This window comes from Vibrio gallicus (genome assembly GCF_024346875.1).
GTDB lineage: Bacteria > Pseudomonadota > Gammaproteobacteria > Enterobacterales > Vibrionaceae > Vibrio > Vibrio gallicus.
Genome location: NZ_AP024872.1, coordinates 277475 through 298836 on the forward strand (window position 1 = coordinate 277475; position 21362 = coordinate 298836).

Annotated in this window: 14 protein-coding genes; 4 read left to right on the forward strand and 10 right to left on the reverse strand. The window is 43.0% G+C overall.

All coding sequences use genetic code 11. From position 1 onward, the window contains the following. Window positions 1-251: 251 nt before the first annotated feature. The 5 genes from OCU28_RS12885 to cspE form a co-directional block, all read right to left on the reverse strand. Window positions 252-449 (reverse strand): hypothetical protein, encoded by a 198-nt coding sequence (locus tag OCU28_RS12885; RefSeq protein ID WP_261818310.1) that lies wholly within the window; start codon window positions 447-449, stop codon window positions 252-254. A 39-nt stretch (window positions 450-488) separates the two neighbouring features. Continuing rightward, window positions 489-1691, reverse strand: a complete 1203-nt coding sequence (locus tag OCU28_RS12890) for an OFA family MFS transporter (protein ID WP_261818090.1) — start codon at window positions 1689-1691, stop codon at window positions 489-491. A 139-nt stretch (window positions 1692-1830) separates the two neighbouring features. Next, window positions 1831-2571, reverse strand: a complete 741-nt coding sequence (locus OCU28_RS12895) for a LytR/AlgR family response regulator transcription factor (RefSeq protein ID WP_315972406.1) — start codon at window positions 2569-2571, stop codon at window positions 1831-1833. After that, window positions 2568-4205: a LytS/YhcK type 5TM receptor domain-containing protein gene (locus OCU28_RS12900; protein ID WP_261818091.1), complete on the reverse strand. Its 1638-nt coding sequence runs from the start codon at window positions 4203-4205 to the stop codon at window positions 2568-2570. Before OCU28_RS12900 ends, OCU28_RS12895 begins: the two co-directional genes overlap by 4 nt. A gap of 209 nt (window positions 4206-4414) precedes the next feature. After that, window positions 4415-4624: a transcription antiterminator/RNA stability regulator CspE gene (gene cspE, locus OCU28_RS12905; RefSeq protein WP_261818092.1), complete on the reverse strand. Its 210-nt coding sequence runs from the start codon at window positions 4622-4624 to the stop codon at window positions 4415-4417. Between the two features lie 449 nt (window positions 4625-5073). On the opposite strand from cspE, the gene OCU28_RS12910 reads away from it, so the two are divergent. Continuing rightward, a complete protein-coding gene (locus OCU28_RS12910; RefSeq protein ID WP_261818093.1) occupies window positions 5074-8325 on the forward strand; it encodes a S41 family peptidase in 3252 nt (1083 codons plus the stop codon). Between the two features lie 51 nt (window positions 8326-8376). Here OCU28_RS12910 and OCU28_RS12915 read toward each other — a convergent pair whose 3' ends face one another. Then, on the reverse strand, window positions 8377-9375 hold the full coding sequence (locus OCU28_RS12915) for a helix-turn-helix domain-containing protein (protein ID WP_261818094.1): 999 nt from the start codon (window positions 9373-9375) through the stop codon (window positions 8377-8379). 423 nt (window positions 9376-9798) lie between these two features. Here OCU28_RS12915 and OCU28_RS12920 point away from each other — a divergent pair, with 423 nt between their 5' ends. Continuing rightward, window positions 9799-11877, forward strand: a complete 2079-nt coding sequence (locus OCU28_RS12920; RefSeq protein ID WP_261818095.1) for a DUF4962 domain-containing protein — start codon at window positions 9799-9801, stop codon at window positions 11875-11877. An 804-nt stretch (window positions 11878-12681) separates the two neighbouring features. Here the strand turns inward: OCU28_RS12920 and OCU28_RS12925 are convergent. The 4 genes from OCU28_RS12925 to OCU28_RS12940 form a co-directional block, all read right to left on the reverse strand. After that, on the reverse strand, window positions 12682-14433 hold the full coding sequence (locus tag OCU28_RS12925; RefSeq protein WP_261818096.1) for a sodium:solute symporter family transporter: 1752 nt from the start codon (window positions 14431-14433) through the stop codon (window positions 12682-12684). 331 nt (window positions 14434-14764) lie between these two features. Continuing rightward, entirely contained in the window at window positions 14765-15388 is a 624-nt protein-coding gene (locus OCU28_RS12930; protein WP_261818097.1) for a bifunctional 4-hydroxy-2-oxoglutarate aldolase/2-dehydro-3-deoxy-phosphogluconate aldolase, read from the reverse strand. A gap of 54 nt (window positions 15389-15442) precedes the next feature. Beyond that, complete coding sequence (locus OCU28_RS12935; RefSeq protein ID WP_261818098.1) at window positions 15443-16366, reverse strand: 2-dehydro-3-deoxygluconokinase; 924 nt, start codon at window positions 16364-16366, stop codon at window positions 15443-15445. A 29-nt stretch (window positions 16367-16395) separates the two neighbouring features. Then, a complete protein-coding gene (locus tag OCU28_RS12940) occupies window positions 16396-16731 on the reverse strand; it encodes a cupin domain-containing protein (RefSeq protein WP_261818099.1) in 336 nt (111 codons plus the stop codon). A 306-nt stretch (window positions 16732-17037) separates the two neighbouring features. Here OCU28_RS12940 and OCU28_RS12945 point away from each other — a divergent pair, with 306 nt between their 5' ends. Further along, window positions 17038-19194 carry a heparinase II/III-family protein gene (locus OCU28_RS12945; protein WP_261818100.1) on the forward strand — a complete coding sequence of 719 codons (2157 nt, stop codon included), beginning with the start codon at window positions 17038-17040 and terminating at the stop codon, window positions 19192-19194. Next, the gene (locus tag OCU28_RS12950) at window positions 19194-21335 is read left to right on the forward strand and encodes a heparinase II/III domain-containing protein (protein ID WP_261818101.1); all 2142 of its coding nucleotides are present in this window, start codon (window positions 19194-19196) and stop codon (window positions 21333-21335) included. Before OCU28_RS12945 ends, OCU28_RS12950 begins: the two co-directional genes overlap by 1 nt. Window positions 21336-21362 lie beyond the last annotated feature (27 nt).

Here is a 21362-nt window from a genome sequence, read left to right on the forward strand (position 1 = left end):
ACGATACGGCACGCCTTAAATTCCCTAATTTACGTATTTTAATGTCAATTTCACGGCATTAATCAACATTCATCCGATTTGAACGCATTTTTTAAGCTTTACCATGTAGCGGTTAAGTATCGCTTTGATAGCTAAAATTATTGGGTGTCCATATATAAAAGGGGATACTAATATTGATAACTGGATGAAGACTAGGATTGTTGTTTGACTTGGGTGTAGGGCATAAGTGCTATGTTTATCTGCGGTCAACGTTAACAGGAAGGAAAGTCATGGGATGTTGCAATAAAGCGCCAAAGGGTGGAACTGCGAGTTTGACGCCTTTGTTTAAGGGTACGCTTGGGGTTTTTGTCATCATTATGCTGATCGCGTATTTTTTCGGCTGAGGCGTAATAAACCTCTACATTTAAAAATAAAAAGCCAATGCAGTTTACTGCATTGGCTTTATTCATTTGTATGCTAAATCAGCGTCTATAAATGTGATAGGGCGTTTAGTTGATAGCGAATGAGTAGTTTGGTTTTTTGATTATTAGCGACAGGACAATTGAAATAACAATCAGCGCTAACATTACGTGGAAGGTTGCTAGGAATCCGCCAAATAACGAGGCAATTAGAGAACCTGCAAAGCTACCGATACCAAACCCTAGATAAATAATGCCGTAGTTTTTCGCTACATTTTCTAGGCCAAAGAAGTCACTTACCAAAGAAGGGTAAACGGTGATTGTGCCGCCAAAGCTAAACGCAATACATGCTAGTGATAGATAGAAGGTATGCAGTGTTGGCGCGATGAAGATCAAGGTGCTCACACCCGCAAGACATATTACAAGTGCAATAGTAATAACGTATACGCGTGTAATTTTGTCCGAAAGTACACCAAGTACGATACGACCGCCTAGGTTTGCAACCGCAATAACTGAAACCGCTGTAGCGGCGATGCCTGCTGATAAGTGAACGTAGTTTTGGCCGATGTCTTTAGCAATACCGATAGCATACAGACCTGACATGCATACAGTGGTGAACATTAGAGCCAACATGTAAAACTGAGGTTTGCTCATGGCTTGTTTTAGAGTAAAGCTACCATGGGTTGGTGTCTGTGCGTTGTTTGATGGCTGCGCTGTTGTCTTTGGTGCTTCAACAACAAGTAATGCACCAATCAAAACCAGCACCATTGCAATTACGCCCCAAACATCAAACGCATGGTCAAGGCCAAAGTGAGTTAAGGTGTACATGTTGATGTATTTGAAGCCTAAGCTACCCAAGCCGTATGCACCGATCGCACATGCAGAAGCAATGCCTTTGTTATTTGGGAAGAACTTAATGCAGTTAGTAAGGGCAAGTAGGTAACCAGTACCGTCTGCGAATCCAACCAAGAAGCCAGCACAAAGATACAGAGCTGTTAGGCTAGATGAGATTGAGGTTAGATAGAGGCTTGCTCCAAGTAACAGTCCTGAGAAAACTAACACTTTCTTAGCGCCAAAACGCTCTTGCAGTTTACCGGAAAGCGAAGAGGCAACGGCTAATGCAAGGCTCAATAGACCGAATGCAAAAGCAACTTGCTTCACTGGTTCATCAAGTTTGTCTGCCAAGTGGGCGTTAAATAGGCTCCAGGTATAAACCGAACCTAGGGCAAATTCGATCAGTACAGTGCCGATTAGGGTAAACCATTTGTCACGTGGACGAATAGGATTGCTCATTGTTGAGTACCTTTGATAATTGTTGAATCAGTTAAGTTGGGGCTAACTTAAGCAACAATTGATCACGCTTCAAGGCACAACAGACGATAAAAAATCAACTGTAATTGCAGCGGAATGAACTGCAAGAATAGGGAATGAATTACAATCCCATTAACTCCCTAAATGGTTTTATATTAGACCGGCTGACGGGAACCAAGGTATCTGACCTATTAAGTTTAATGCGATAGGTACTGCTAGCCCATGGAATAATCTCCTCAATCTTATCGAGGTTTATCCAGTATGAGCGATGGGCTCGAAAGAAGCGTGGGTTGTTGGTTTGCTCAACAAAATCACTGAGCATCATAGGTGAAGTGAATAGCCCGTGTATCGTTTCGACATCTGTGATCTTACCGTTTGCACATGCAAGGATAATGTCGGTGACGGGCATGATTCGGATGCGGTTATTTTGATATAGGTTAAGGCTTTCTTTCACATCACTATTAGATGGAGTTAATTCCGGCGCACAAGAGGTCTCGACCTGTTGTTGGGTGAGCTTTTCAAGGGTCTTTTGTACCCTAACTTCGCTAAATGGCTTAAGAATATAGTCAAAAGCTTCAATTTCAAATGCTTCGGCGGCATGTTCACGATAGGCGGTAGTGAATATGATTTTCGGAGGGCATTTAGAGTTATACAGGCTTTTTGCTAACAACATGCCGTTAACCGATGGCAGGTTAATATCTAAAAATGCGATATCGATTTCTGCATCTTGCAGATACTCAAGAGCTTGTAACCCATCATCAAATTCCGCAACGATTTCGATTGAGCTGTATTTATTGATCAGATATTTGAGCTCCTCTCGAGCCAAATATTCGTCTTCCACTAAGATTGCGGTTGTCATCATGCTTGCCCTGTCGGAATTACAAATGAGATACAAGTACCTGAATCGAGGCGTTCAATCATTAGCCCCTCACCATATAGCAATTTAATTCTTTGGTGAACATTGTTAAGTCCAATCCTTTTCGACTCGATAGTACCAGAATAAATCTGCTTAATAACTGATTGCGGGATACCCACACCATCATCACGAACAGTTACTTTAATATCGTGGGGGTTTTGTTTAACCCGAATTAATACAGTGCCACCACGCCCAGTAGGGATGATGCCGTGGCCGATAGCGTTTTCAACCAGCGGTTGAATAAGTAGTGGTGGTAGAGAAGTATTGACAGTATCGACATCAAACTCAATGTTGAGTTTGTTTCCAAAGCGCGCTGTTTCAATGGCTACATAATCTTTTACTTGCTGTAGCTCGCTTTCAAGGGGGATCATCTCATCAACATTTTCTAGATTGAAGCGCATAAATCCGGCCAATTTTCCCACAAGATCTCTGGCTTTGTCAGGTTCGATACGGATCAAGGTTGATATGGCATTTAGCGTGTTAAATAGAAAATGTGGGTTAATCTTGTTTTGTAGTGCACCGAACTCAGCCTCATTTGCCATCGTCTTAAGTTTTTCAACCTTAGCAACCTCTAGTTGTGTCGAAATAAGCTGCGATAAACCAATGGCCATTTCATGCAGAGCCAGAGTGATTTGATGAGGTTTGTTAAAGAAGATCTTTAATGTGCCAGTTACATTGCTGTTGTCGGATAACGGGATGATCATTAACGAACGAAAGGTATGCTCTTGCAGGTTATTACTTTCAATAATGGTGCCGCTTTTTATCGCAGTTTGGGTCATACGGCTAATTTGGGTATGGTGGTTAGAAAACTGCTCTTCTCTGTATCCCACATAAACCTGCACATCACGGGTGTCGGTAATGGCAACAGCATCGGCGTTACATTCATTTTTAATAATGGCACAAACTTGTTTAAGCGCATCATTGGAATTTTTTCGAATATGAGGCAGGGTTTGGTTGGCAACCTTAAGGGCTTGCTTTGCTTGATAGGCCGCAATTTTGTCTTTCTCGCTTTCCATATCCTGAAGCCATTTAATGATAAGGATGACGCACAAAGAACCTAAGATCATCGGTAGCGCAATCGCATTCACGATAGAATGGGACAGTACGGTATCTTGGTCTAAGCCAATGATCAGCGTCATTGTTAATACTTCACAACTGGCGGCAACTAAAAAGCCGTATTTTGCATAGTTGGAATAATTGGCGCGAATATGCACCACTGAAGCGAGTATCCCGGCCAATATGCTAGTAATCAAACATGGGATGGAAGAGGGGCCATTAAGGTCAATCAGATATCGATGAACTCCAGAAATCAATCCCACCGGGATACCGATCCAAGGCCCAAACAATACACCGCCAGATACGATAGATATAATCCGTACGTTCACCAAGGAGCCTTCAACATGTACCCCTGTATAGGTACTAAAGATGGCAAAGACGGTAAAGAAAAGGGCTAATACGGTGAGCTCTAATGTGCTACGACTCTGTTTGGTTATGATGGTCTGAAAAATTTTCATATGTGTGACGAAATAAAGCGCCATCAATAATAAAGATGCGCGTTCCACCATGGCTAATAGCATCATAAGTTGGTTCGATAACATATTGGGACCGATAGTAACAAACAGGGATGGATTTTATCTTTGCCAGATTGGCATATGCAAGATGATTTGTTGGACAGAAATTAAAACTAAATTACCGAATTGTTAGGTATTTTTTATGGCTTATACGATTTTGAAGTAAAAAAAATGCCACTTAAAAAGTGGCATTCTAGAATTTTCAGGTAGTTATAAAATTATAGAACAACTACGTTTGCAGCTTGAGGGCCTTTTTGACCTTGCTCAACGTCAAAAGAAACCTTTTGACCTTCTGCTAGTGTTTTGAAACCGTCAGTTGCGATTGCACGGAAGTGTACGAATACATCTGCGCCACCATCATCTTGAGAGATAAAACCGAAGCCTTTAGTTTCGTTGAACCACTTTACTGTGCCTGTTGCTTTAGACATAACTGCCCCTTAAATAAATATGTTTTGATTTGGTTTTACTGGGCATTTGAATTACTCATGTTACATATAAGCAAAGGCAGATTTTTACAATCTTGCTTTTACTTGGTAGTGCTTGCATCAACAACTCTGACACCAGATGCGTTTGATACTAAAGTATTAGAATGATTTGTCAATTGTCTCGCAGCTCATGAAATAAGAAATTTTTATGACAATAGGTGAATATCAAGGTTTACCAGCAAGGTGTTGCGAAATGTCGCAGCTGGTTAAAAAGTAAACTAGAGTTAATTTTGGTATATAGGTCAATTATTAAGCGAAATGCAGTATTACTTATGTAGCCAATAGTTCGGTTGGAATTGGTGTTTTTATTGCAACCTTACTTATCGTTAATGTTGCGCAATTAGGAGCATCAGTTTGTTAATCTTTGCCTTTTATCTACAAGGGATTTCTCCGTGTTAAACCGCTTAGCTCAAGCATTCGGTCTATTTGTGGTCTCAACAGCGGTAAGTGTTGCCGCACCAGCAGATCAGGTAACGACTCCGAATTCTACAAATTGGTATCGTGATGTCGCTGTGTCTCCCGATGGATCTCAGGTCGTATTTCGATATGCAGGTCAACTTTGGTTAGTTCCAAGTAAAGGGGGGGATGCTATCCCTTTAACCAGTGAGTCTGTTTATAGTAGTCACCCTATCTGGTCTCCAAATAATCAAACGATCGCTTTTATGTCGAACCGCTATGGTTCGGGTGACGTATTTACTATGAACGTCGATTCTGGTGAATTACAGCGTTTGACCTATCACCCAAGTGGCGACGTTCCCTATGCATTTAGCTCTGATGGTAACACGGTGTATTTTGAATCTCGTCGTATTGGACGCACCGATGTCAATGTAAACAACGGTTATTCAGGCGCGGCTTATTATCTGTATTCTGTGGCCGCGAAGGGAGGCCGTGAGCACCTAGTGTTAGGCAACGGTATTAGTAGCTTTGCCAGTGCGCATAATAAGCAGAGCTTCTTATATACAGATAGACCATCGTTCAATGAGCAGCCATGGAGAAAACATCATACTTCTTCAGCGGCGCGTGATATTTGGCTCTATCAAGATGGTAAACACTTGCAGTTGACTAAGTTCAAAGGTGAGGACCGCGATGCTCATTGGTCTGCTGATGATAATGCAATGTATTATCTCTCAGAGCGCTCAGGTTCATTCAACGTTTGGCGTAAAGATCTCAGCAATTTATCGGCAAAACCAGAGCAGCAAACCTTCTTTGATAAACACCCAATACGTACATTGTCGGTGAGCAATAATAACGACTTGGCATTTAGTTACGATGGTGATGTGTGGATTAAACCCTCTGCGGATGCAAAACCACATCGAATTGATATACGTATTCGCAAGCAGGGTATGCAAAATGGTGAACGTAACGTAAATCTGAGCTATCAAGCATCACAGTTTGCCGTATCGCCATCTGGCTCTGAAGCTGCGATTGTCGCTCGTGGCGACATCTTTGTGGTTTCTATGTCATCTGGCAGTGTAGTGCGTGTCACTCATACTGCGGCGCAAGAGCGAGATGTATCGTTCTCTGCAGATGGCAAATCGCTCTATTACAGCTCTGAGCGAAATGGTAATTGGGATATATTCAAAAGCGAGATAGATGCTTCACAAGAAGGCTTTATTGGTGCAACTAAAATCACTGAAACCGCTATCACCAATACTCCTAAGGATGAAACCCAGCCGTCACTCTCTCCTGACAACCTAAAACTGGCGTATCGAGTCGATACTTATAGCTTAGTTGTAGAGACCCTAAAAGATCAGTCAATTATGCCGCTGATCAAAGCCGATGAATTGTATTCTTACGCTCGTGGAGATTGGGATTACAACTGGTCACCAGATAGTCGCTATCTGATTTCTCGCAACGGCAGCATCTTAGGTACCAACAAGATTGTTATGTTGGATACCTCAAAGCCTGACAGTAGGGAAGTGATCAGTAATAGCGGATTTATGAAATATGCTCCGATCTTTTCTAAAGATGGTCAAATAGCATATTGGCTTACAACCAAAGACGGTGTGACTCAGTTGGATGGATCTCCGACACAGATCGATGTCTATGGAGTAGCATTAAATAAGTTCACTGAATACAACTGGTTCAAGCATCAAGATGCTCATGAGATAAAAGCCAACACGGAAGCTAAACAAGGTAAACAAAAACACAAAGAAGGTAAGGCTAAGCCGCAACCAACTCAGGTTGACCTGAAGGGCCTTGATCAGCGTTTGCATCGCTTAACGCCATTCTCGTTAGAGATTGAATTTGCCGCTTTATCTTCCGACAATAAAGATTTATTAGTTGCTTATTCTCAAAAAGAGAACTTGGTGTTTGCAAGCTTTAACGTTGCTACTGGAGAGTTTAAGCCACTATTTACTCGTCCTGAAGCCAGTGTTAAGCAAATTACATTAGCAGAAGATGGCGCATCTATTGCCATACTTGGAAATGGAACGGTTGAGAAATACAACTTAGCTACTCATCAATCAAAAGTGCAAGCCTTTGATCTTCAAGCGGAGTTTGATTTTGCCAAAGAGCGAGACTATATCTTCAGTCATGTATGGAGACTCACTCAGAAGCACTTTTATGATGCCAAATTACACGGTGTAGATTGGGCCGGATTGAAAGAGAGCTATGCACGTCACTTACCATCGATTCATACCTATCAAGACTTCTCTATACTACTAAGCGAAATGGTAGGAGAGTTAAATGCATCTCACACCGGAGCATATTACTTCGGTCAAGGTCAGGACTGGGAGAAGGTAGCAAGCCTAGGTTTGTTCTATGATGATCGCTATGAAGGCGATGGGGTGCGAGTTGATCAAGTTCTACCAAACGGACCATCTGACTTACCAAATGCCCCAATTGTCGCGGGCACTATTATTAAGGCGGTTAACGGCAAGGCAATTAGCAAGTCCGATGATATCTATCCTTATCTACGAAATTTAGTTGATAAGCCGACCACATTGTCCGTGGTTAAACCGAATGAAGATAAAGCAACCGATGTTCAAGTATTCCCTGTAGGGTATCGCGATGAATATCGTCTCTCTTATCATTATTGGGTTGAAAACAACAAACAACTTACTAAGTCATTGTCTAAAGGGAAGATAGGCTACGTGCATATTCCCGCGATGAACTCGGAAAGCTACAAGAACCTAGTTGATAAACTGTTTGGTGAAAATAGCGATAAAGATGCGGTTGTTATCGACATTCGATATAACGGTGGTGGTAATCTGCATGACCAAATTGTCGATCTTTTGTCTGGTGTAGAGTATGGCTCAGCGGTAAGTCGCGATGGCTATAAAGCGGCGAGCTTCCCGCTAAAACGCTGGACTAAACCGACGATATTACTGGTAAATGCATCCTGTTACTCGGATGCTTCGGTTGTGGCTAAGCTTTATCAAGATAATAAATTAGGTAAGGTTGTAGGGGACTCGGTTCCAGGCACTGGCACCTTTGTTAACTGGCAGAAACAGCAAAATCCGCTGTTGATTTACGGTGTTCCACAATTGGGAATGAAAGATGCCAAAGGTCGTTGGTTAGAAAATCAAGATATCGTGCCAGATGTCACGGTACACAACTACCCGAATAGCATTGCTCGTAACCGAGATGTACAGCTAGAGACAGCAGTAAAACAGCTTATGAGTGAAGTTAAGTCCAAATAAGTTGCCCACTGTAGTTTGATAATCTATCCCGCCCATTTGAGGCGGGATTTTTTATGGTAGTGAGTCAATGTTCAATAACGACTTCTTGTATAGCTTTGGGGTTAGCCCTGAAATACGTTTAAATGCTCGGGAGAAGTGCGAGATATTCTGATAGCCCAGCTGCCTAGATATAAAGGTGAGGCTTTTATCTTGTTCCATGAGATCACATGCAATCGACAATATTATGCTCTCTTTAAGTTTGCGAAAGCTGGTGTGCTCTTCTTTTAACTTTCGTTGCAGAGTACGAACCGAAAACCCCAGTATGCCTGCCGCCTCGTTAATATTGAGGCTCTGTTCATTACAATATGGGTGAAGCGCTTCAAATACACTATCGGTAAAACTGGTATGCCAGGTTATCGGCTGTGGGCTGGTTTGATGCAACGACAACGGATGAGAGGCTATCTCCGGTGGAATATAAACCGCTGTCGAGTCTTGGCTGATAAAAATCTGACACTGATCATCTAGCACAGATTTAACAATATCGTATTCACTACCTTGCAATCGAACTTTGTTCGCGTGCCACTGCTGGTTGGTAAGGGCACTGATAAACTCTTGAATATACAAAATAGAGAACAGTTCGTTCCATTGGAATGGCTGGTCGGCGTCAATATTCGTTTTACGACTAAACCACAATTGCCCATGCTCGTCATCGCAATATACCGTAGAGCCAGGTGAGTCCGCACTAAAGATAGTATCGGCCTCTTTGAGCACATCACCTACGGTATCATACTCATTTAGACGGCCTACCAATTTAGGAATAATATTGTGTCGAAATGCTAATGTTAGTAGGTCGGCAAGATTGGTTACTCCAAGTTGCGCAGAAACTAGATAGATAAGGCGTTTTAAACTTTGAGCTGGAACAAAATCGCTATTTTGTTGCATAAGATCTGCGGGCAGTTCGGAATCTCGTAGTAGTTGGTGCAGGTCAAATCCATGCTTTGCAAACAATTCGACGAAGATTCGTGCGTATTGAGTTTGGATTACAGGGATATGCTTGGTTTTTTGTGGCATTTATCACTCTCTACTCAAGTATTGCTTATAGTTAAGCCTAATTATCCAAAGTTAAAGTAACTTTAGTTAGTTATTGGTTAAATTCCAATAAGTTCAATGGCTTATAAGTGGTTTTTCTAACTTGGGTAGCCAGGTTTAACTGGAGCAGGTGAGATATGTCAGAGAGGTACGCGCGTTATTAGGCCATTAGTATGGCAAGTGAATATTCTCATTATAACTATAATTGGCCTTAAGATTTTAAGCTGACATCAGTGTAAAGGTGCATACATCCAGTGAAACTCTATGCTCAGAGTTCTGATTCAGGTCACGAAATTGAAATAAAATAAAAGGAATCTTTTCTCGGAATCGACTAATTGTATTACAATAAGTTTAATTAATTTTAATCATTACCCCTAACATCAAATTTTTGATAAGAGAGTAGACATGAGCAGTGATAAAGCACTTGATGCGATCAGGAAGATGAAGCTGGAGAACGATACTTCAGCTGGTAACCTAGTAGACCTACTTCCTATCGAAGTTCAAAAACGTGACTTCGACCTATCATTCCTAGATACCCTTAGTGAAGAGCGTCCACGCCTTCTCGTTCAAGGTAAAGATCTAGCTGATTTTCGTTCTAAAGTTCAAGCCGATGCGTCTTACTGCATGTTTGATGATTTCTTCAACAACTCTACGAAGAAATTTATAGATACAGCACCGTACGAAGAGCCTCAAGCATACCCTGAAGAAACTGTAGGTAAAGCGTCTTTGTGGCGTCCTTACTGGCGTCAGATGTATGTTGATTGCCAGATGGCAATGAACGCAACTCGTAACCTGTCAATCGCAGGCGTAGTGAAAGAAGACCAAGAGTTAATCCAAAAAGCGAAAGATTGGACTCTAAAACTTGCTACCTACGATCCAGACGGCGTAACTTCTCGTGGTTATAACGATGAAGCGGCTTTCCGTGTAGTTGCAGCTATGGCATGGGGTTATGACTGGCTAAATTCTTACTTCTCTGAAGAAGAACTAGCAATTGTTCGTGAAGCTCTTGTGACTCGTCTAGACGAAATCATGCACCACCTGAAAGTGACCGTTGATCTACTGAACAACCCACTAAACAGCCACGGTGTTCGTTCTATTTCTTCTGCTATCATCCCAACGTGTATCGCGCTTTACCACGATCACCCGAAAGCAGGCGAGTACATTGCATACGCACTAGAATACTACGCAGTACACTACCCACCATGGGGCGGTGAAGACGGTGGTTGGGCTGAAGGTCCTGACTACTGGAACACACAAACAGCATTCCTAGGTGAAGCATTTGACCTATTGAAAGCGTACTGTGGCGTAGATATGTTTAACAAAACATTCTACGAAAACACCGGTGACTTCCCACTATACTGCATGCCTGTTCACTCTAAGCGCGCAAGCTTCTGTGACCAGTCGTCAATCGGTGATTTCCCAGGTCTAAAACTGGCTTACAACATCAAGCACTATGCGGGTGTTAACCAAAAACCTGAGTACGTTTGGTACTACAACCAACTTAAAGGTCGTGATACTGAAGCTCATACTAAATTCTACAACTTCGGTTGGTGGGACTTCGGTTATGATGATCTTCGCTTTAACGTTCTTTGGGATGCACCAGAAGAGAAAGCGCCATCAAACGATCCATTGTTGAAAGTATTCCCAATCACAGGTTGGGCTGCATTCCACAACAAGATGACTGAGCGTGATGAGCATATCCATATGGTGTTCAAGTGTTCTCCATTTGGTTCAATCAGCCACTCTCATGGTGACCAAAACGCATTCACACTGCATGCATTTGGTGAAACCCTAGCTTCAGTAACGGGTTACTACGGTGGTTTCGGTGTGGATATGCACACTAAATGGCGTCGTCACACCTTCTCTAAGAACCTGCCTCTATTCGGTGGCAAGGGTCAATATGGTGAGAACAAGAATACTAAGTTTGAAGGTCACCAAGACCGTTACTGTATCGAAGCTGGTGGTAACATCACTGATTATGATACTGAATCAGACGTTAAATTTGTTGAAGGTGACGCAACATCTTCTTATAAGTTCTTTACTCCAGAAATCGAATCTTACAAACGTAAGGTATGGTTTGTGAAAGGTAAAGTCTTTGTAATGCAAGACAAAGCAAGCTTCACTGAAGAGAAAGACCTAACTTGGTTGATGCATACTACATTTGCAACTGAACCAGAAGCTAAGTCATTCACTATTCGTGGTGAGAACGCACATCTAGATGTTAAGTTCATCAACGACAGTGCTGATAGCATCCAGTCTATTGTAAACGTTGAAGGCTTTGGTGAAGTAGACCCTTACGAATATGAAGGTCTAGAAATTCATCGCCATGTAGAAGCTGAATTTGCAGCTTCAAAACAACACAACATCCTAACGCTTCTTGTTCCAAACAAGAACGAAGGTCAACAAGTTGAGGTTTCTCACAAGCAAGTGGGTAACACTCTAGAACTGACCGTTGATGGTGAGACAGTAACTATTGAGCTATAAGCTTTAATAAAATCGACTGTAAAAGGCCCCATTCTTTGAATGGGGCCTTTTTTTTGGTGAATTGGTGTAGTGGCGATGTAGCTAGGTAGCGATGTATCGATGTGTCGATGATGCAATCCATAGGATCATAGAACCAAAGCGCCACAGAACCGCACCTCCATGCCGGTAGTCTTTTAAGCCGGCATCTGTGATCTCTCAGGTTCAATAAAAACACACACTGAATTGCGCGTCGAGCGTCTACAGATCCCCGCCTACGCGGGGACGACGATACAAAGGCGTGTCGGTGAATCGATGTGTCGATGATGCAATCCACAGGGTCATAGAACCAAAGCGCCACAGAACCGCACCTCCATGCCTGTAGTCTTTTAAGCCGGCATCTGTGATCTCTCGGGTTTAATAAAAACAACACACTGAATTGCGCGTCGAGTGTCTACAGATCCCCGCCTGCGCGGGGACGACGGTGGAGGAAGGGCGTATCGATGAATCAATCCATAGGATAATAGAACCAAAGCGCCGCAGAACCGCACCTCCATGCCTGTAGTCTTTTAAGCCGGCATCTGTGATCTCTCGGGTTTAATAAAAACAACACACTGAATTGCTCGTCGAGTGTCTACAGATCCCCGCCTACGCGGGGACGACGGTGGTGGAAGGGCGTACCGATGAATCGATGTGTCGATGATGTAATCCATAGGGCCATAGAACCAAAGCGCCACAGAACCGCCCCTCAAGTGTCTACAAGATCCCCACCAATAAAAAAGCCCCAGCATATAGCTGGGGCTTAGAGTAATTAAATACAATATTTAATTATGCGATTTGTTTTTGACCACTTTTTGACGCATTTACAAGTAGAATACCTACTGAAAGTACGATTGAACCACAAAGTAGGAACAACAAGCGACCTGTTGGTTCATTTGGAATCAATGCCATTGCAAGGATACCGAAGCCAGCAATACAGATCAGACGGCCAAGCATTGAACGCTGTGCTGTATCCAAGTTTTGTTGCTCTTCGCCTTCTGAAATAACAGGTGTATTCCAGTTCTTGAATAGGCGGTTGACTTCAGCTTCACGTTCTTGAGTAAGTCCTTTGTAGAACAATGTTGTTGCAACAAAGAAGCCACCCGTAAAGATAACGTGTGCACCAAGAATCAAGCCAACTTTAAGGTCGCTCCACTCACGTGATGTAAGAGCTTGGTCTAAGCCAAATAGGTGCTCGATATCGTGTGCTGTGATAGCAAGACCGAATATGTATGAAACTACACCACCAACAATCAGTGTTACCCAACCAGCCCAGTCTGGAGTCTTACGAATCCACATGCCAAGTAGGATAGGGATAAGCATAGGGAAGCCGATTAGTGCGCCTACGTTAAGTACGATATCAAATAGGCTTAGATGGCGTAGTGAGTTGATAAACAAACCGATGCCGATAATGATAAGCGCTAAAACAACCGTGGTGATCTTACTTACAATCATCAGTTCTTTTTGTGATGCTTGAGGTCGTAGGATAGGTGAGTAGAAGTTCATTACAAATACACCTGCATTACGGTTCAAGCCTGAATCCATAGAAGACATAGTTGCAGCGAACATCGCTGACATTAGAAGACCTACCATACCAGCAGGCATGACTTTTTGTACGAAGGCTAAGTAAGCAGCATCACCCGCTTTATCACCCATAGAAGCGAATTGTCCAGCAAAGTCAGGCATAAATGCAGCTACATACCATGGTGGTAGGAACCAGATTAGTGGGCCAACTACCATTAGGATACAAGCTAAGCCAGCAGCTTTGCGAGCATTGGCACTGTCTTTTGCACAAAGATAGCGATATGCATTGATACTGTTGTTCATCACGCCAAATTGCTTAACGAAGATAAACACAACCCATAGTACGAAAATACTTACGTAGTTTAGGTTATTACCTAGCATAAAGTCGCCGTGGAAGTTTGACACGATATTGCCAACACCACCGCCTTGGAAGTAGGCCGCGATTGCACAAGTAATAGTTACCGCCATGATAACTAACATTTGCACAAAGTCAGAAGCAACAACCGCCCAAGAACCACCAGTAACAGACATTAGCATCAATACTAAACCAGTAATGATGATAGTTTGTTCCATTGGGATGTTGAACACTGCTGCTACAAAGATAGCCAGACCATTTAGCCAAATACCAGCAGAGATGATGCTATCAGGCATACTTGCCCATGTGAAAAACTGCTCGGAGGTTTTACCAAAGCGCTGGCGAATAACTTCGATGCCTGTGATTACACGTAACTGACGGAACTTAGGTGCGAAATACATGTAGTTACAGAAGTAACCAAATGCGTTAGCTAAGAATAGGATTACAACAACAAAACCGTCGCTGAATGCGCGTCCTGCAGCTCCCGTAAACGTCCATGCTGAAAACTGCGTCATGAAGGCGGTTGCACCTACCATCCACCACAGCATTTTACCGCCCCCTCTAAAGTAATCACTGGTAGAGGTCGTAAACTTCCTAAACATCCAGCCTATGGCCATCAAGAAAAAGAAGTAGGCGAGAACAACAAAGGTATCAATAGTCATTTTATAGCCTTTAATAGATTAACTAATACTGCCGACAAGATTAGCCTGTTTTCCACTTTAATTGTACTACAATATGGAATTTTAGTGATCTGGCGCACATTATGAAAAACAACCCTAAATCGGTAACTTAATCTTTGAAAATCAATAAGTTAGTGGGCATTTTTATGTTTTTATGTCTAGTTTTGGTGTTTTTATAGTTTCAAGTGATGATTTTTTTGTAATACAACACTATAAATGGGGGTATCTGCATCCGATCTGAAACACGATATTTTTTACACCAATAAAAAAAGCGAGCACAAGGCTCGCTTTTAAATTAGGTTAGAATTGCTAATTATGCAACGTGGCTTACCGCATCACGTACAAGAGCACCAAGCTCTTCCCACTTGCCTTCGTCCATTAGCTTAGTTGGAACCATCCAAGTACCACCACACGCAAGTACTGCTGGGATGCTTAGATATTCGTCAACATTTTTCAAGCTAACGCCGCCAGTAGGCATGAAGTTTACAGGGTAAACTGCAGTTAGGGCTTTAAGCATTGGAACGCCACCTGATGGTTCAGCAGGGAAGAATTTAAGAGTACGTAGACCCATTTCCATTGCTTGTTCAACTAGGCTTGGGCTGTTAACGCCAGGTACGATAGCAACGCCTTTGTCTTGGCAGTACTGAACAGTACGTGGGTTGAAACCAGGGCTTACGATGAAGTCAACGCCAGCATCGATAGAAGCATCAACTTGCTCGTTAGTAAGAACAGTACCAGAACCAATTAGCATTTCTGGGAATTCTTTACGCATAACGCGAATCGCTTCGATAGCACACTCAGTACGTAGTGTAATTTCTGCACAAGGCATGCCATTCTCAACTAGCGCACGACCTAGAGGAATTGCATCTTCAACGCGATTGATAGCGATTACTGGAATAACCTTAAGGCTGGCTAGTTTATCGTTTAGAGTTGTCATGTTTTATCTCATCATTGTTGAAAATCAGCCATAGTATTGGCTGATTCATAATATTTATAAAGAAAGTTCCGGCATAGCTTCAGCTGGAATAATTGCACCAGAATATTGAATCACAGTACCTGCTACAGCATGCCCAGCCGCAGCAGCTTCTTGAGCTGTTCCGCCACATAGACGTTTAGCTAGGAATCCAGCACTGAAAGAATCGCCAGCTGCAGTTGTATCAACAACGTTGTTGATAACGTTTGCAGAAACATAGTTCGCATTGTCGCCATCTACAACCAAGCACTCTTTGCCGCCACGCTTAATAATAAGCTCTTTAACGCCAGCACCAGTGGTACGTTCAATACACTGCTCGACGTGCTCATCACCGTATAGGTCTTGCTCATCGTCAAATGTAAGAAGGGCAGTATCTGTGTAAGATAACATTTTTAGATACCACTTCTGAGCAACTTCTTGGCTTTCCCAAAGTTTTGGACGGTAATTGTTATCAAAGAACACTTTACCAGAGAAGCTTTCAAGTAACTTGAACAGTTCGTTGCGACCGTTTTCTGTAAGGATTGCAAGGGTGATGCCTGTTAAATATATCGCATCATAGCCATTTAGCTTTTCAAGCAACGCAGCTGACTCAGCATGGTCAAACATAAATTTAGCAGCGGCGTCGTTTCTCCAGTAATGGAAGCTACGCTCACCTGTATCATCTGTTTCAATGTAATAAAGGCCAGGCTGCTTATCATCACGGAGGCTGATTAGACTAGTGTCAATCTTCTCTGCAGACCATTTATTCAACATATCGGCGCTAAATGGGTCTTGGCCTAATGCGGTCACATAACTTGTTTTGATTCCATGACTATTTGTTAGTCGAGAAAGGTACAAAGCTGTGTTTAATGTGTCGCCACCAAATGCTTGTTTAAGCAATTCACCTTTCTGCTGAAGTTCAACCATGCATTCGCCAATGATGGCAATGTTTAATGATGTCATATTCTTTCCAAAGCCTTATGGCTGAATAATTATTTGAGAAAATCTTCACGAGCAGGTGAGAAGCAATCAAGTAGAACACTACCTTCTTCTAATGCAACTGCGCCGTGTTTGAAATGTTTTGGAGCAATGTAAGCATCACCCGCTTTGAGAATTTTCTTCTCACCTTCAATTTCCGCTTCGAAACTACCGCAAACAACGTAGCCGATTTGGTCATGAATTTCATGGCTGTGGACCGCACCAATCGCACCTTTTTCAAAACGAACGTGAACGGCCATTAGGTCTTCAGTATAACCGACGATTTTTCGTGATACGCCTTCACCGAGATCTTCCCATGGATTATCGTCTGCAACAAAGAATGGATTCATTGTGTTTTCCTCAACTAAAATTGCCAAATTAAAAATTGTTTCTATCCTAAGAATAGTTGAAACAGCCTATTTGTCATACCATAAGTTTAAAAATGTGTGACATAGGTCAATTGTCACCAATGAAAACTTACATTTATTAGCGGCTCAACGCCAATCAAAGCTTGTTTTATACTATAGACTTATTATAGCTATAAAATTTTGTGATTTTTCTCATTGTTTTGTTCTGTTAAAGTAGGATTATTACTCGTATTGTATTACTTTATGCCTGTTATGAACAAATTCTGCGCCAGATTAGGGTGAAACGAGATGACGACACAACCAGTTCTACTATCTAAACAAGAAATTGAATTATTGCGTAATGAAGTTGGGCGTTCAACGTTGATGGGAAAATCCATTGCGAAGAATGTAGCTGAACTAGAAGGCTTTATGAACCTGCCTCTTGAGGTTCCAGGGCACGGTGATGGTGGTAGCTACGAGCACAACCGTCATAAAGAAAATTACACTTACATGAACATTGCAGGTCGTCTTTTCCTTATCACCCAACAGCAAAAATACGCTGATTTTGTCATCGCATTACTCGAAGAATACGCCGATAAATACCTAGAGCTAGGCTTCCAAGTTCAGAAGAATACTAATCCAACCGGTCGCATTTTCCATCAGATCCTCAACGAGCATGGCTGGTTGTTGTTCACCAGTATTGCTTACTCATGTGTTGCTTCAGCTATGTCTGAGCAACAGCGCCAACGCATTATTGATCGCATTTTCATGCCTATGATAGAGATGAGCATCGAAAAATACTCGCATCGCTTTGACCACATCCATAACCACGGTGTATGGGCGGTTGCCGCCGTAGGTGCGTGTGCTGTCGCAATCGGCAAGCCAGAATATTTAGAGATGGCGGTTTACGGTAAAGACCGCGACGCTTCAAGTGGCTTTTTAGACCAAGTATCTAACCTATTTGCACCGTCGGGCTACTATTTAGAAGGCCCTTATTACTCGCGCTTTACTATTCGCCCACTGGTTCTACTGGCTGAGATTATCCATCGCCACATGCCAGAGGTCGATATCTACAGCTACAAAGAGGGCGTAGTAGGAAATACGGTTCAAGCATTGCTTGCGTCAGCCTATCCAAACGGCGTCTTCCCTGCGATGAATGATGCCTCTCAAAGCATGAGTATCGCGGATATGGGGGTACAGGTTGCAGTAAGTATTTACGGTGCTCACTATGAACTTGACGACAATATTCTTGGTATGGCAAAAATCCAAGATAGTGTTTGGATGCATCCATGTGGTCTTAAATTATCTCAAGCATATGAAAAGGCATCTCAAGAGCGTAAGATTGGTCTTCCAAATTGGCCAAGCATGGAGCTAAATGAAGGGCCAGATGGCGACCAAGGCGCGCAAGGCTTTATCAGAGTACAAGATAACAGTGGTGATGTATCCCAACTGGTCATGAACTATGGTATGCATGGTATGGGACACGGCCACTTTGATACCTTAGGTATTAGCTATTTCAACCGTGGCCAAGAGGTGTTGCGTGAATATGGTTTTGCTCGTTGGGTAAATGTTGAGCCCAAGTTTGGTGGACGTTATCTTGCGGAAAACCCATCCTATGCGCGCCAAACTATCGCCCATAACAGTATTACTATTGATGAAACCTGCCAGAATTACTTTGATGTAGAGCGTGCTGATTCAGTAAGTGGTACACCGCATTTCTTCCAAGTAGATGATGATGCATTGAAGGGCATGAGCGCATTTGCTAATCAGCACTATGATGGCTTTGATTTGCAGCGCAGCGTGTTCCTACTTACACTTGCAGAGCTTGAAGCTCCACTGTTAATTGATCTTTACAGAATAAAGGGTGAGGGTGAGCATCAATATGATTACTCACATCAATACCAAGGTCAGATTATCCGTACTAACTTTGAGTATGAAAGCTATACGGAGCTTAATACATTGGGCTCTGATGCCGGCTATCAACACTTGTGGAAGGTAGCGTCTGGTGAAGTAAGCGATACAGCTCTAGTTAGCTGGCTACAAAATAACACCTATTACACTTGGCTAGGTACAAGCTCGAATGATAATGGTGAGGTTATATTTACTCGCACCGGGGCTAATGACCCTAGCTTTAACCTGCGCAGTGAACCAGGATTTTTGTTACGCAGTAAGGGCGAAAGCAGTTTGTTTGCGTCAGTAGTCGAGACTCACGGTTACTTTAATGAAGAGTTTGAGCAATCTGTAAACGCTCGTGGAAAGGTTAAGAATATCAAAGTATTGGGTCATACCGATACTGCGTCTGCAGTGCAAATTGAAACAGAAAATTCTGTGGTTATCTTGTTACTCAGCAATCAAGCGAGCGTCACCAAAGAGAGTGACAATCAACTAGTTATTAATGACAAAATTTACAATTGGAAAGGCTTCTATTCAATGGAAGTCCAAGCTATCCCTCAGGAGACACTTTAATGAGCTACCAACCCCTACTGCTGAACTTTGACGAAGCAGCACAATTACGTAAAGAACTTGGCAAGGATAGCCTATTAGGTAAAGCATTAGCGCGCGACATTAAACAAACTGACGCGTACATGGCTGAAGTAGGCATTGAAGTACCAGGACACGGTGAAGGTGGTGGCTACGAGCACAACCGTCACAAGCAAAACTACATCCACATGGATCTAGCGGGTCGTTTGTTCCTGATCACTGAAGAAGCAAAATACCGTGATTACATCGCCGATATGCTTACTGCATACGCGAAGGTATACCCAACGCTTGAAAGTAACGTGAGTAAAGATACTAACCCTCCAGGTAAGATCTTCCACCAAACGCTAAACGAAAACATGTGGATGCTTTACGCTTCTTGTGCGTACTCTTGCATCTTCCACACGCTTTCTGACGAGCAAAAAGCACTGATTGAAAACGACCTTTTCAAGCAAATGATCGACCTGTTTGTTGTGACTTACGGTCACGACTTCGACATCGTTCATAACCACGGCCTTTGGGCTGTAGCAGCAGTAGGTATCTGTGGTTACGCTATCAACGATCAAGAGTCAGTAGACAAAGCGCTTTACGGCCTGAAAATGGACAAAGTAAGCGGCGGTTTCCTAGCTCAGCTTGACCAACTGTTCTCGCCAGATGGCTACTACATGGAAGGTCCTTACTACCACCGTTTCTCTCTACGTCCGATCTACCTGTTCGCAGAATCTATCGAGCGTCGCCAGCCTGAAATTGGTATCTACGAGTTTAATGACTCAGTGATCAAGACAACGTCTTACGCAGTATTCAAAACAGCGTTCCCAGACGGTTCTCTACCAGCATGTAACGATTCATCTAAGACTATCTCTATCAATGATGAAGGCGTTGTGATGGCAACATCTGTATGTTTCCAGCGTTACGAGCAAGCTGAAACACTACTAGCAATGGCTAACCACCAGCAAAACGTATGGGTACATACTTCTGGTCTTACTCTATCGAATGCAGTTGAAGCGGCAGATGAAATCAAGCCATTTAACTGGGGTAGCCTATACATCACAGATGGCCCTCAAGGTGAGAAAGGCGGCCTAGGCATCCTACGTCACCGTGACGCGCAAGATGACGACACTATGGCGCTTATCTGGTTTGGTCAGCACGGCTCTGATCACCAGTACCACTCTGCACTGGATCACGGTCACTACGATGGCCTGCACCTAAGTGTATTCAACCGTGGTATCGAAGTGCTTCACGACTACGGTTACGGCCGTTGGGTAAACGTTGAGCCTAAGTTCGGTGGTCGCTACATTCCTGAGAACAAGTCTTACTGTAAGCAAACTGTTGCTCACAACACTGTGACTGTTGATCAGAAAACTCAGAACAACTTCAACACAGCGCTAGCTGAGTCTAAGTTTGGTGAGAAGCACTTCTTCAACATTGAGAATGACAAGCTTCAAGGCATGAGTGGTCGCATCTCTGGCTACTACGAAGGCATCGATATGCAGCGCAGCATCATCCTTGCTGACCTTGAAGAGTTCGAAAAGCCTCTAGTGATTGATGTTTACCGCATCCAATCAGAAATCGATCACCAGTACGACCTACCTGTACACTACACAGGCCAGATCATCCGTACTGATTTTGAATACCAAACCCAAAGCACGCTTAAGCCTGTGGGTGAGTCTGACGGTTACCAACACCTTTGGAACCTAGGTTCTGGTAAAGTTGAAGGTAGCTCTCTTGTTAGCTGGCTTGTAAACAACAGCTACTACTCACTAGTGACTAGCGCACAAGCCGCTGACAGCGAAGTAATTTTTGCTCGCCTAGGTGCGAACGACCATGACTTTAACCTGCGTAGCGAACCTGCAATGATCATGCGCCAATCGGGTAAAGATCATGTGTTTGCTTCTGTTCTTGAAACTCACGGTTACTTCAACGAAGAGTTCGAGCAATCTGTAAATGCTCGTGGTCTGGTTGAGTCTGTAAACGTAGTGGCTGATACAGCAGACGGTACAGTGGTTCGTATTCAAACGACTACGGGTAACACTTACCACTTAGGTATCTCTAACCGTGCAGAAGAGGCTCAACAATCTGAGCACACGGTAGGCGAGTTCACTTGGACTGGTTCTTTCGCTCAGCTGTAATTAGCTCATCGAAATAGAAACACAAAC